The sequence below is a fragment of the Brevundimonas sp. MYb52 genome, assembly GCF_002979535.1.
GTDB lineage: Bacteria > Pseudomonadota > Alphaproteobacteria > Caulobacterales > Caulobacteraceae > Brevundimonas.
Genome location: NZ_PCPB01000011.1, coordinates 27,603 through 40,851, shown reverse-complemented (window position 1 = coordinate 40,851; position 13,249 = coordinate 27,603). Strand labels below are relative to the sequence as shown.

The following is a 13,249-nucleotide window of genomic DNA, read 5'->3' as shown; positions in this document are numbered from 1 at the left end:
GGTTTTGGCGGGCCGACAGGTCGGTCATGCCGCGACTGGACCAAGGAAGGCCGCTCATGCTCGAAACCTATCGTCTTCACGTCGCCGAACGCGCGGCCCTGGGCATTCCGCCGCTGCCGCTGTCGGCCGAGCAGACCGCCGACCTGATCGAGCTGATCAAGGCGCCGCCCGCCGGTGAATCCGAGCAGGAACTGCTGGACCTGCTGACCCATCGCGTGCCGCCCGGCGTGGATGACGCGGCCAAGGTCAAGGCCTCCTTCCTGTCCGCCGTGGCCCACGGCGACTTCGCCGTGCCGTCGTTGTCGCGCGAACGCGCCACCGAGCTGCTGGGCACCATGGTCGGCGGCTATAACGTCAAGCCGCTGATCGACCTGCTGACTGATGCCGTGGTCGGCGCCGTCGCCGCCGAGGGTCTGAAGAGGACCCTGCTGATGTTCGACTTCTTCCATGACGTCGCCGAACTGGCCAAGGGCGGCAACGCCAACGCTCAGGCCGTGCTGAAGTCCTGGGCCGAGGCCGAGTGGTTCACGTCGCGCGACAAGGTCGCCGACAAGATCACCGTCACCGTCTTCAAGGTCACCGGCGAGACCAATACCGACGACCTGTCCCCGGCGCCCGACGCCTGGTCGCGTCCCGACATTCCGTTGCACTACCTGGCCATGCTGAAGAACGCGCGTCCGGGCATCACGCCGGAACAGGACGGCGTGCGCGGCCCGATGTCCTTCATCGAAGACCTGAAGGCCAAGGGCCATCTGGTCGCCTATGTCGGCGACGTGGTCGGCACCGGCTCGTCGCGCAAGTCGGCGACCAACAGCGTCATCTGGGCTACCGGCCAGGACATCCCCTTTGTGCCGAACAAGCGTTTCGGCGGCGTGACCCTGGGCGGCAAGATCGCCCCGATCTTCTTCAACACCCAGGAAGACTCGGGCGCCCTGCCGATCGAGGTCGACGTGACCAGCCTGAACATGGGCGACGTCATCGACATCTATCCCTATGCGGGCAAGATCGAGAAGGACGGCGCTGTCGTCTCGACCTTCGAGCTGAAATCGCAGGTCCTGCTGGATGAGGTGCAGGCCGGCGGCCGCATCAATCTGATCATCGGCCGTTCGCTGACCGCCCGCGCCCGCGAGGCTCTGGGCCTGGCCGCCTCGGCCGAGTTCCGCCTGCCTGTGACCCCCGAGGACAGCGGCAAGGGCTTCACCGTCGCCCAGAAGATGGTCGGCCGCGCCTGCGGTCTGCCGGAAGGCCAGGGCATCCGTCCGGGCACCTATTGCGAACCGCGCATGGCCACGGTCGGCTCGCAGGACACGACCGGCCCGATGACGCGCGACGAGCTGAAGGACCTGGCCTGCCTCGGCTTCTCGGCCGACATGGTGATGCAGTCCTTCTGCCACACCGCCGCCTATCCCAAGCCGGTCGACGTCAAGACGCACCGCGAACTGCCGCAGTTCATCTCCAACCGCGGCGGCGTGGCCCTGCGTCCCGGCGACGGCGTGATCCACTCCTGGCTGAACCGTCTGCTGCTGCCCGACACCGTCGGCACCGGCGGCGACAGCCACACCCGCTTCCCCATCGGCATCTCCTTCCCGGCCGGTTCGGGCCTGGTGGCCTTCGGCGCCGCCACCGGCGTCATGCCGCTGGACATGCCGGAGTCGATCCTGGTCCGCTTCAAGGGTGAGATGCAGCCCGGCATCACCCTGCGCGACCTGGTTCACGCCATCCCCTACTACGCCATCCAGCAGGGCCTGCTGACGGTGGCCAAGGCGGGCAAGGTGAACGAGTTCTCGGGCCGCATCCTCGAGATCGAGGGCCTGCCGGACCTGAAGGTGGAACAGGCGTTCGAACTGACCGACGCCTCGGCCGAGCGTTCGGCGGCGGGTTGCACCGTCAAGCTGAACAAGGCGCCGATCATCGAGTACATGACCTCGAACATCGTGCTCATGAAGAACATGATCGCCGACGGTTACGCCGACGCCCGCACCCTGCAGCGCCGCATCGACGCCATGGAGGCCTGGCTGGCCGCGCCGAACCTGCTGGAGGCCGACGCCGACGCCGAATACGCCCACGTCATCGAGATCGACCTGGCGGACGTCAAGGAGCCCATCCTGTGCGCCCCCAACGACCCCGATGACGCGCGCCTGCTGTCGGCGGTGCAGGAGACCCCGATCGACGAGGTCTTCATCGGTTCGTGCATGACCAACATCGGCCACTTCCGCGCCGCCTCGCTGCTGCTGAAGGGCAAGAAGGACATCCCGACCCGTCTGTGGGTGGCCCCGCCGACCAAGATGGACGCCTCGGAACTGACCAAGGAGGGCCACTATTCGACCCTCGGCGGCGCCGGCGCCCGTATGGAGATGCCGGGCTGCTCGCTGTGCATGGGCAACCAGGCCCAGGTGAAGGAGGGCGCGACCGTGGTCTCGACCTCGACCCGCAACTTCCCCAACCGTCTGGGCAAGGGCTCGAACGTCTATCTGGCCTCGGCCGAACTGGCCGCCGTCGCCTCCAAGATGGGCCGCATCCCCACCGTGGCCGAATACATGGCCGAGATGGGCGTCATCGACGCCGACCGCGACGAGGTCTACCGCTACATGAACTTCGACCAGATCCCCGAATACGCGGATCGCGTCGCGGCCGAATAGGGCGGACGACCGTCTGAAAGACAAACGGCCGGTGGAGCGATCCATCGGCCGTTTTCATGGGCGGCGCGTTTACGTCGCCGTCTGTCCGACCATTGATCGGGCGACGGCCTCAGCGACCTTGATGCCGTCGACGGCGGCCGACAGGATGCCTCCTGCATAGCCTGCGCCTTCGCCGGCGGGAAACAGACCGCGCACGTTCAGGCTCTGGAAGTCCGTGCCCCGGGTCATGCGGATCGGTGACGAACTGCGGGTCTCGACGCCCGTCAGAACCGCTTGGGCATCGTCATAGCGGGCGATCTTGCGGCCGAAGACGGGTAGGGCCTCACGCATGGCGGCGATCACATAGTCCGGCATCAGCGGGGCCAGATCAGTCGGGCGCACGCCTGGCCTATAGCTGGGAACGACCTCCCCCAGCGTCGTCGAGGCGCGTCCCGCCAGAAAGTCGCCGACCAGCTGGCCCGGCGCGAAATAGTCGCCGCCGCCCGCCGCATAGGCGCGGGTCTCCAGATCGCGTTGCAGCTCGATCCCCGCCAGCGGGTGGTCGCTCGGATAGTCTTCAGGCGAGATGCCGACCACGAAGCCTGAGTTGGCGTTCCGCTCATTGCGCGAATACTGGCTCATGCCGTTGGTCACGACGCGGCCCGGCTCGCTGGTCGCCGCCACCACCGTCCCGCCCGGGCACATGCAGAAGCTGTAGACTGTCCGCCCGTTCGAGCAGTGGTGCGAAAGCGAATAGGCCGCCGCCCCCAGATCGGGGTGTCCGGCGCAGGGCCCGAACAGCGCCCTGTCGATCCATGACTGCGGATGTTCGATCCGAAAACCGATCGAGAAGGCTTTGGCCTCGATGTGGACGCCCCGGTCGTACAGCGTCTTGAATGTATCACGCGACGAATGGCCGATGGCGAAGACCACATGGTCGGCCTCCAGGAACTCCCCGGTGTGCAGGTGCACGCCACGCAGCTTCCCCTTGTCGAGCTCGATATCGACCACCCGATGCTCGAAGCGGTATTCGCCGCCCAGGGCCTCGATCTTCTCGCGCATGGCCTCGACCATGGTCACCAGACGGAAGGTGCCGATATGCGGATGGGCCTCTGTCAGAATCTCCTCCGGCGCCCCGGCCGCGACGAACTCGGTCAGCACCTTGCGAGCCAGGAAGCGCGGGTCCTTGATCTGGCTGTAGAGCTTGCCGTCGGAGAAGGTGCCGGCGCCGCCCTCGCCGAACTGGACGTTGGATTCCGGGTGCAGTTTGCTCTTGCGCCACAGCTCCCAGGTATCCTTGGTGCGTTCCCGCACCACCTTGCCGCGGTCGAGGATAATGGGCTTGAAGCCCATTTCGGCCAGGATCAGCCCAGCGAACAAGCCGCATGGCCCGGCTCCGATCACGACGGGCCTCAGGCGCTGGTCTTTGGGCGCGACCGCAACCGGGCGATAGGCGACGTCCGGCGCGGGCTGAACGTGCACGTCGTCCTTGAAGCGGGCCAGCAAAACGGCCTCGTCCCTGACCTCGACGTCGAGAATATAGACCTTCAGGATCGCGGACTTCCGACGTGCGTCGTGCGCCCGCTTCCAGACCGACCAGGAAATGACATCACTCGGCGGCACGCCCAGGCGGGTAGCGATCGCGGCGGGCAAGGCCTCCTGCGGGTGATCGAGGGGCAGCTTGAGTTCTGACAGGCGCAACATCGGCGTCTTGTAGCCGTTTGTGACGCCAAACGCATGAGGCAAGAGGCGGCGGATGGCCGAAGAAAAAGGCCGGCGGATCGCTCCGCCGGCCTTTCCAGTTCTTGCCTGACGCCTCGCCTTATTCGGCGGCGGCGGGCGCCTCGGCTTCCGGGCCGCGGGCCAGGTTGCGCAGGACGTAGGGCATGACGCCGCCGGCCAGCAGGTAGTCCAGCTCGGTCTGGTTATCGATGCGGCAGCGGACCGGGAAGCGGGCCATCTTGCCGTCCGAGGGGCGGAACATCTCGACCCAGAGGTCCTGACGCGGCTTCAGCTTGCCGATGTTGGCGTCGGTCAGGCCGCGGATGGTGACGATCTCCTCGCCGGTCAGGCCCAACTTCTGCCAGCCGTCCTGCTTGAACTGCAGCGGGACCACGCCCATGCCGACCAGGTTCGAGCGGTGGATGCGCTCATAGCTTTCGGCGATGACGGCGCGGACGCCCAGCAGACGCGTGCCCTTGGCCGCCCAGTCGCGCGACGAGCCGGTGCCGTATTCCTTGCCGGCGAAGACGACCAGGGGACGGCCTTCCGACTGGTAGCGCATGGCCGCGTCATAGATCGACATGGTGTCGCCCGACGGGAAGTGCTTGGTGACGCCGCCCTCGATGTCCGGGGTGATCTTGTTGCGGATGCGAATGTTGGCGAAGGTGCCGCGCATCATGACTTCGTGGTTGCCGCGGCGGGCGCCGTAGCTGTTGAAGTCCAGGGCGTCGACGCCGTGGTTGGTCAGATAGACGCCAGCGGGCGAGGCCTTCTTGATCGAACCGGCCGGGCTGATGTGGTCGGTGGTGATCGAGTCGCCGAAGATGCCCAGGATGCGGGCCTCCACGATGTCGCTGACCGGGGCCGGCTCCATCGACAGGCCTTCGAAGTAGGGCGGGTTCTGGACGTAGGTGGAGGTATCCTCCCACTCATAGGTCTGGCCGCCGGTGACCTTGATGGCCTGCCAGTGCTTGTCGCCCTTGAAGACGTCCTTGTAGCGCTTGGCGAACATGGCCGGGGTGACCGACTTCTTCTGGATGTCGGCGATCTCCTGCGAGGTCGGCCAGATGTCCTTCAGGAAGACGTCCTTGCCCTTCTTGTCCTGACCGATGGCGTCCTTGGTGATGTCGATGCGCATCGAACCGGCGATGGCGTAGGCCACGACCAGCGGCGGCGAGGCCAGGTAGTTGGCCTGGACGTCCGGGTTCACGCGGCCCTCGAAGTTGCGGTTGCCCGACAGGACCGAGGTCGCGACCAGGCCGTTGTCGTTGATCGCCTTCGAGATCGCCGGGTCCAGCGGGCCCGAGTTGCCGATGCAGGTGGTGCAGCCGTAGCCGACCAGGTTGAAGCCCATGGCGTCCAGGTCTTTTTGCAGGCCGGCGTCGGTCAGATAGTCGGTGACGACCTGCGAGCCGGGAGCCAGCGAGGTCTTGACCCAGGGCTTGACCTTCAGACCCAGGGCGTGGGCCTTGCGCGCCACCAGACCGGCGGCGATCAGGACCGACGGGTTGGAGGTATTGGTGCACGAGGTGATGGCGGCGATGACCACGTCGCCGTCGCCGACGGTGAACTTCTCGCCTTCGACAGCCACGCGCTCGGCGTCGGTGACGCGGCCGAAGACGTCGGCCAGGGCGGTCTCGAAGGCCGGGGCGGCGGTGGTCAGTTCAACGCGGTCCTGCGGACGCTTGGGACCGGCCAGCGACGGCACGACCGTCGAGATGTCCAGTTCCAGCACGTCGGTGAAGACGGGGTCTTCCGAGGTCTCGTCGATCCACAGGCCTTGCGCCTTGGCGTAGGCTTCGACCAGGGCGACGCGCGCCTTATCGCGGCCGGTGGCCGTCAGATAGTCGATGGTCGCGCGCGAGACGGGGAAGAAGCCGCAGGTGGCGCCGTATTCCGGGGCCATGTTGGCGATGGTGGCCTGATCCTCGATGGTCATTCCGGCGATGGCGTCGCCGAAGAATTCCACGAACTTGCCGACCACGCCCTTCTTGCGCAGCATCTGGGTGACGGTCAGCACCAGGTCGGTGGCCGTCGCGCCTTCCGGCAGCTTGCCGGTCAGCTTGAAGCCGATGACTTCCGGGATCAGCATGGGGATCGGCTGGCCCAGCATGGCGGCCTCGGCCTCGATGCCGCCGACGCCCCAGCCCAGGACGGCCAGGCCGTTGATCATGGTGGTGTGGCTGTCGGTGCCGACGACGGTGTCGGGATAGGCGACGGTCTTCTTGCCTTCGTCCAGGGTCCAGACGGTCTGGGCCAGGTTCTCCAGGTTCACCTGGTGGCAGATGCCGGTGCCGGGCGGCACGACGCGGAAGTTGTTGAAGGCCGACGAACCCCAGCGCAGGAAATTGTAGCGCTCGATGTTGCGCTCATACTCGCGTTCGACGTTCTGGCCGAAAGCCTTGGCGTTGCCGAAGTGGTCGACCATGACCGAGTGGTCGATGACCAGGTCGACGGGGACCAGCGGATTGATCTTGGCGGCGTCGGCGCCCAGCTTGGCCATGGCGTCGCGCATCGCGGCCAGGTCGACCACGGCGGGCACGCCGGTGAAGTCCTGCATCAGGACGCGGGCCGGACGGAAGGCGATCTCGTGCTCGACGGCGCCCTTGTTCTCGATCCAGGCGGCGACGGCCTTCAGGTCGTCCTCGGTGACCGAGACGCCGTCTTCGTTGCGCAGCAGGTTCTCGAGAAGCACCTTCATCGAGCGCGGCAGACGGGAAATCCCGGCCAGACCGGCTTCCTCGGCGGCGGGAAGGCTGTAATAGGCGTACTTCTTGCGTCCGACGGCAAGGTCCAGACGGGTCTTGAGGCTGTCAATCGACGGCATGGAGATAAGTCCTCTGACTAACGCCGCCCGACAATTCGGTTGCGCCTTCGCGCGCTGGACGCCGGGGCGCACAGGTCCCAGGCGCGCGCGGCGAAAGCCTGCTGCGGCGCTTGGGGATATAGTCCTGCGCGGGGAAGCCGTCCATGTATCCACAACGGCGTCATGGACATTGAGAAGGGTTCGCAAATCGGCGGGATCATGCTGACGGCGGTCGAGATCAAGGACTTGAGCCTGTCGCGGGGCGAGCGCGTCCTGTTCCAGGGCCTGTCGTTGCGGCTTTCGGCGGGCGAGGCTGTGGCCCTGACCGGGGCCAACGGGGCGGGCAAGACCAGCCTGCTGCGGGCTGTGGCGGGCTTTATCCGGCCGGATTCGGGCGCGATCACTTTTGGCGGCGCGGACGGTGAGGCGCTGGATTCGGAGGCTGCGCGGCGCGATGGCGTCCACCTGCTGGGTCACCTCGAAGGGTTGAAGCCGACGCGGACGGCGCGGCAGGAGTTCGAATTTCAGACGGACTGGCTGGGCGGGACCGGCGCGGCGCGCGAGGCGGCCATTGCGCGTCTGGCGCTGACGCCCCTGCTGGATCTGGAGACGCGCAAGCTGTCGGCGGGGCAGAAACGTCGCCTGTCGCTGGCCCGACTGGTGGCCGCGCCGCGCGCCCTGTGGCTGCTGGATGAACCCCTGGCTCCGCTGGACGAGCGTTGGCGGGCGGCCGCGGCCGAGTTGATGGCGGCGCATCTGGCCTCGGGCGGGATGATTCTGGCGGCGGTGCACGACCCCCTGCCCGTTCTGGCCCGCAATCTTGATCTCGGAGGGCTGTCTTGAGGGCCGCGCGCGTCCTGTTCGGCCGCGAGCTGTCGCTGGCCTGGGGCGGGGGCGGCGGGCCTTTGCTGGCCTGCGGCTTCATGCTGTGCCTGACCGCCATCCTGCCGCTGGCGGCGGGCGGCGATCCGCGCGTCCTGGCCCCGGCGGCCTCGGGCGCCAGCTGGATGGCGCTGGCCCTGGCGTCCCTGTTGTCGCTGGAACGTCTGTTCGAGCGCGATCTGGAGGACGGGGCTCTGGACCTCTTGGCGCTCGGCCCCCTGCCGCTGGAGGCGACGGTGGCGATCAAGGCCCTGGCGCAATGGCTGGCGACGGGTCTGCCTTTGGCCCTGACTGCTCCGGTTGCCGCCCTGGCTCTGGGACAGCCGGCCCATCTGATCGGTCTGACGGCCCTGGCGGCGGCCATCGGCGCTCTGGGTTTCGCCTTCACCGGGGCCCTGGGCGCGGCCCTGGCGCTGGGGGCCAGGCGCGGCGGTCTGCTGATCGCGGTGGTGGTTCTGCCCCTGTTCATTCCGCCGGTGGTGTTCGGCGCGGGCGCGCTGACGCGGGCGGCGGGAGGCGGCGATCCCCTGTCGGCTCTGGCCCTGCTGAGCGCCTATGTCCTGTTCGCCATTGTCATCGCCCCGGTGGCCGGGGCGGCGGCGATCCGCAATGCTCAGGGCTAACCTTCTTTTGCCGTCATCCCGGACAAGGCTCGCTGGCGAGCCGCAGATCCGGGACCCAGACGGGTGATGTTCTCGTGGGTGTCGATGATGTCCAGAGCCGACGCCTGGGTCCCGGATCGGCCTGGCGGCCGTCCGGGATGACGGAGGGTTTTAACCGCGCGGCTTCAGCGTGACATAGAGGGCGCCGTCGCCGCCGTGGCGGCGGTGGGCCGAGGCGAAGCCGGACACCACCCCGCGCAGGTGCGGCCCGGTCAGCCAGTCGTGCACCGAGCCGCGGATGATCCCGCCGCCGCGTCGTCCCTGCCCGGTGATGACCAGAACCGAACGCAGGCCGCGCATCTGACAGCTGATGAGGAAGCCGCGTAGTTGGTCCTCAGCCTCAAAGCGGCCGAAGCCGTGCAGATCGATGCGCGCCTCGATGGGATCGCGCTCGCGCGACAGGCGGCGCTGGCGCCGGGGCTCCAATTCCTCTGGCGTGGGGCGGATGCGAGCCGGCGCCGGCCGTGCCGGGACGACGAGGCCCAGGGCCTCGAAGCTGGGCGTCTGGTCGGGGGTGTTGCGCTTCTTGCCGGCGACGCCGCGCGCGGGCCTGGCCGCGACGGGGGGCGCTTCGGGATCGGGCAGGACCGCGCCGGGGGTGACGCGGGCGGCCTTGCGGCGCGCGGGCGGCGTCACCGTCCCGGTCACGCGGGCCCAGATACGCTTGTCGTCGTCGGAAGTGGTTGGCGGGCCTTTGCGGGCCACCTCAATCCTCGTCGTCGAAGGCGTCGCCGGGGCCAGGCTCGTGGGCCAGCAGGTCGCCCGGCTGGCAGTCCAGCTCGCGGCACAGGGCGTCCAGGGTCGAGAAGCGCACGGCGCGCGCCTTGCCGGTCTTGAGGATCGACAGATTGGCCACGGTCACGCCGACGCGGTCGGCGAGCTCCGTCAGCGACATGCGCCGTTCAGCAAGGATGCGGTCAAGTTGGACGCGGATGGCCATGGGGTGAGCTTAGCGTTTTCAGATCAGATCGTCAGTTCGGATTCGCGGCGCAGGCGGGCGCCTTCGCGGAAGACCTCCGCCAGGACGAAGACGACGAGGATGGAGAAGACGGGGGTGAGCAGGTCGCTGATCCCTTGCGGCTCCATGACGCCAGGGGCCAGGCGGGCCGCCACCAGGCCCTGCGCCAGCCAGACGCCGCCGGTCACGACGGCCAGGATCAGGCCGATCTGGCGCAGGCGGCGCACATTGTCGGGCTGGAAGGGATCGCCCAGGGTCAGGGTGCGGAAGATCTTTCTCAGGCCGCGCAGGATCATCAGGAAGCCGCCGAAATAGGCGGTCATGGCGCCGACGCCGAACAGCAGCAGCGGACGGGTCAGCGGCATCTGCCGGCCATTGTCGCCGTCCGTGACGGTGACGTTGATGTTGTCGAGCGGAATGAAGATGGAGGCGACCCAGAGCAACAGCAGGACGCCGGTGATCAGGGCCAGCAGGACATAGGCCACATCCAGCGCGATCTTCAGCAGGCTGGATACGGAACCTGGACCCAATGTCCGAAGCGGGGTGCGCAGGTTGGCGCCCGTCAGGCGCGGCGCTCCTATCCCGATGGCAGGCAGTTTCGGGAGGCGCATGAAGTCTGGTCTCAGGCCGGAGGGTTCGGGCGGCGATCGCCGCGCGGGGTCCGGCAAACCCTCACGCGGCGCTATTCTTCGCGGTGTTCATGCTGATCGTCAAAGCCCTCATCTCATCACCTGGGCGATCGAAGGGACGATCACAGGCTCTGGATGAACAGGGCGATGGCGGCGGTGGGCAGGGCGGCCAGCAGAAGGGCGTTGAAGAAGCCGTGGCCGACGCGGTCCATCCAGATCGAGGTTTTCATCGCTTGCATCGCATCTCTCCGTTGTTGCACGATTTTCGTGCGTTTCTGTGGTGCCGCTGGGTGAACGTTGCGTTGTTTTCGCTTCGTTTGAACGGTGCGACCCCCGTTCTTGAGATTGAAGATAGGGGCGACCCCGTCGAAAAGCACGTTACATATCGTTTAACGATGTTAAACTTCCGCAATGCGTCGGACGGAGGTAAGGTCGCGCCATGAATCTCAAGCTGATCAAGGGGATGCGGCTGGTGGCCGCGACCCACAATCCGGGCAAGGCGCGCGAGATCGAAGCGCTGCTGGACGGAAATTACAGGATCGTCACGGCCGGCAGCCTCAACCTGCCCGAACCGGACGAGACCGAGAGCACCTTTGTCGGCAACGCCATGCTGAAGGCGCGCCACGCGGCCGAGGCCTCGGGCGAAGTCTCTCTGGCCGACGACTCCGGTCTGTCGGTCGCGGCCCTGGATGGGGCGCCCGGCATCTTCTCCGCGCGCTGGGCCGGGCCCGGCAAGGACTTCGCCCTGGCCATGAAGAAGGTCGAGGAGCGGCTGGAGGAGATCGGCTCGACCGATCGTCGCGCCTGGTTCACCTCTGCGCTCGCTGTGGCCTGGCCCGACGGCCCCTGCGTGGTGGTCGAGGGCCGCCTCGACGGCGATCTGGTGTTTCCGCCACGCGGCGACCGGGGCCACGGCTATGATCCCATCTTCCGGCCGGAAGGCTCGGACAGGACCTTCGCCGAGATGACGGACGCCGAGAAGGACGCGATCAGCCACCGCGCCCGCGCCTTCGCCCGGCTCAAGGCGGCGCTGATTGACTGAGGCCGTCCCTCAAGCCGCCTTCCTCTGCAAGGGAGGCGATGGGGACCAAAAGGATACCCTCGCCCTCTACGTCCACTGGCCCTACTGCGCCCGCATCTGTCCCTATTGCGACTTCAACGTCGTGCGCGACCGGGGCCGGATCGAGGAGCAGGCCGGGCTGGTCCAGGCCATCCTCGCGGACATGGAGGCGCAGAGCCGCCTGATCGGGCCACGCAATCTGGCCTCGATCTTCTTCGGCGGCGGCACCCCCTCCTTGATGCCGCCCGAAGCGGTGGCGGCGGTGATCGAACGGGCCAAGACCCTGTTTCCCCCTGACGGCGACATAGAGATTACGCTGGAGGCCAACCCCACAGACGCCGAGGCGGACCGGTATGCCGCCCTGGCCGCCGCCGGGATCAACCGCCTGTCCATGGGGGTGCAGTCGTTCGACGACGCGGCCCTGACCTTCCTCGGCCGCGACCATTCGGCGGCGGAGGCGCGTCGCGCGGTTCAGACGGCGGCTGCGGCCTTCCCGCGCCTGTCGATCGACCTGATCTACGCCCGGCCGGGGCAGTCGGTCGCTGAGTGGACGGCGGAGCTGACCACGGCGCTGGACCTGGGGTTCGAGCACATCTCGCCCTACCAACTGACCATAGAGCCGACCACGGCCTTTGGTCGGGCCTTCGCGCGCGGGACATTGACCCCGCCGGACGAGGATCTGGCGGCGGCCCTCTATGAGGCCACGCAGGCCGTGTTGGAGGGCGCGGGGTTTGAGGCCTATGAGGTGTCCAACCACGCCCGCGACGAGGCCGCCCGGTCGAGCCACAACCTGCACGTCTGGCGCGGCGGCGACTATCTGGGCCTCGGCCCCGGCGCCCACGGACGGCTGACGCTGGCGGGAGCGCGGACGGCCACGGTCGCCCACCGCCGCATCGCCGACTATGTCGCCGGCGTCGCGGCCGGGGCACCCTGGGCCGAGCGCGAGACGCTGGACCCGCAGGGCGCCGCCGAGGAACTGGTGCTGTTGGGGCTGCGAACCGTCGAAGGGGTGTCTGTGACCACCCTGCAGGCCCTGGGCCTGTCCGATCGGACGGGGCCTCTGGTCGACCTGCTGGCCGATGGCTTCCTGACCCTGCATCAGGGCCGGGTCGCAGCGACGGCGTCCGGGCGTCCGGTGCTGGACGCCGTGCTGCGGACCCTTCTGACCTAGATCAGATCGCCGCGACCGCTTCCTCGATCAGGTCGCTGATCTCGACCGGATGGGAGGCGAGTGAGGCGTGGCTGGCGTCCAGGGTGATGACCTTGCGGGCGTTCATCCGCGCCGACATCCGTTCCTGATTGGTCGGGGCGATCATGTGGTCCTGGCTCGAGACCTGGTACCAGACCGGCTTTTTGCGCCAGGCTGGGGCGGTGACCGCATCGCCGAAGGTCGTGGCCAGGGGCGCCTTCTGCGTCACGGCCATGACCAGGGCCTCGTCCGCCGTCAGGTCCTGGCAGAAGCTCTCGTGGAACTTGTCGGGCTTGACCCACAGATAGCCGTCGCTGTCGGGCGCCAGGTTGGGCGCGGCGATCGGCGGGTCCTGCTGGGTGATGCCGCCGGGGCTTTCGCCCGCGTCGGGGGCGAAGGCGGCGACATAGACCAGGCCCGCCACGTTCGGCAGGTCGCCGGCCTCCGACAGCACGGCGCCGCCGTAGGAGTGACCGACCAGGATGACCGGACCTTCCTGCTGACGCACCATCTTGCGCACCCGTTCGGCGTCGTCGGCCAGGGAGGTCAGGGGCATTTCGACGGCGTGCAGGGAGGTATAGCCGCGCCGGCTCAGCTCCGTGATGACCTTGGCCCAGTGGGCGGCGCCGCCCCAGAAGCCATGGACGAGGACGATGGCGGTGGATTTGGACATGGGTGCGTTTCCTAAGCTTGGCGGTTTCGTAGCCGCTCGGACACATGAGC

11 protein-coding genes are annotated in these 13,249 nt (G+C 67.8%); 5 read left to right on the top strand and 6 right to left on the bottom strand.

The annotated features are described in order from the left end of the window. Positions 1-56: 56 nt before the first annotated feature. Entirely contained in the window at positions 57-2,639 is a 2,583-nt protein-coding gene (gene acnB, locus CQ039_RS12140) for a bifunctional aconitate hydratase 2/2-methylisocitrate dehydratase (protein WP_105564260.1), read from the top strand. 69 nt (positions 2,640-2,708) lie between these two features. Here acnB and CQ039_RS12135 read toward each other — a convergent pair whose 3' ends face one another. Together CQ039_RS12135 and acnA are read right to left on the bottom strand one after the other, a co-directional pair. Further along, positions 2,709-4,322: an NAD(P)/FAD-dependent oxidoreductase gene (locus CQ039_RS12135; protein WP_105564261.1), complete on the bottom strand. Its 1,614-nt coding sequence runs from the start codon at positions 4,320-4,322 to the stop codon at positions 2,709-2,711. A 118-nt stretch (positions 4,323-4,440) separates the two neighbouring features. Further along, entirely contained in the window at positions 4,441-7,167 is a 2,727-nt protein-coding gene (gene acnA / locus CQ039_RS12130; RefSeq protein ID WP_105564262.1) for an aconitate hydratase AcnA, read from the bottom strand. A 198-nt stretch (positions 7,168-7,365) separates the two neighbouring features. Here acnA and ccmA point away from each other — a divergent pair, with 198 nt between their 5' ends. Both ccmA and ccmB read left to right on the top strand, forming a co-directional pair. After that, positions 7,366-7,989, top strand: a complete 624-nt coding sequence (gene ccmA, locus CQ039_RS12125; protein ID WP_105564291.1) for a heme ABC exporter ATP-binding protein CcmA — start codon at positions 7,366-7,368, stop codon at positions 7,987-7,989. Further along, positions 7,986-8,651 (top strand): heme exporter protein CcmB, encoded by a 666-nt coding sequence (gene ccmB, locus CQ039_RS12120; RefSeq protein WP_105564263.1) that lies wholly within the window; start codon positions 7,986-7,988, stop codon positions 8,649-8,651. Before ccmA ends, ccmB begins: the two co-directional genes overlap by 4 nt. A 150-nt stretch (positions 8,652-8,801) precedes the next feature. Here the strand turns inward: ccmB and CQ039_RS12115 are convergent, their stop codons facing one another. The 3 genes from CQ039_RS12115 to CQ039_RS12105 are packed head-to-tail and all read right to left on the bottom strand — an operon-like array spanning position 8,802 to position 10,259. Continuing rightward, entirely contained in the window at positions 8,802-9,395 is a 594-nt protein-coding gene (locus CQ039_RS12115) for a Smr/MutS family protein (protein WP_105564264.1), read from the bottom strand. A gap of 1 nt (position 9,396) precedes the next feature. Beyond that, entirely contained in the window at positions 9,397-9,630 is a 234-nt protein-coding gene (locus CQ039_RS12110; RefSeq protein WP_105564265.1) for a helix-turn-helix transcriptional regulator, read from the bottom strand. 23 nt (positions 9,631-9,653) lie between these two features. Continuing rightward, on the bottom strand, positions 9,654-10,259 hold the full coding sequence (locus CQ039_RS12105) for a DUF2975 domain-containing protein (protein WP_105564266.1): 606 nt from the start codon (positions 10,257-10,259) through the stop codon (positions 9,654-9,656). Positions 10,260-10,716: 457 nt separating this feature from the next. Here CQ039_RS12105 and rdgB point away from each other — a divergent pair, with 457 nt between their 5' ends. After that, positions 10,717-11,319 carry an RdgB/HAM1 family non-canonical purine NTP pyrophosphatase gene (gene rdgB, locus CQ039_RS12100; RefSeq protein ID WP_105564267.1) on the top strand — a complete coding sequence of 201 codons (603 nt, stop codon included), beginning with the start codon at positions 10,717-10,719 and terminating at the stop codon, positions 11,317-11,319. Continuing rightward, a complete protein-coding gene (gene hemW, locus CQ039_RS12095) occupies positions 11,312-12,508 on the top strand; it encodes a radical SAM family heme chaperone HemW (protein WP_105564268.1) in 1,197 nt (398 codons plus the stop codon). Before rdgB ends, hemW begins: the two co-directional genes overlap by 8 nt. Before the next feature lies 1 nt (position 12,509). Here the strand turns inward: hemW and CQ039_RS12090 are convergent, their stop codons facing one another. Further along, positions 12,510-13,199 carry an alpha/beta hydrolase gene (locus CQ039_RS12090; protein WP_105564269.1) on the bottom strand — a complete coding sequence of 230 codons (690 nt, stop codon included), beginning with the start codon at positions 13,197-13,199 and terminating at the stop codon, positions 12,510-12,512. Positions 13,200-13,249 lie beyond the last annotated feature (50 nt).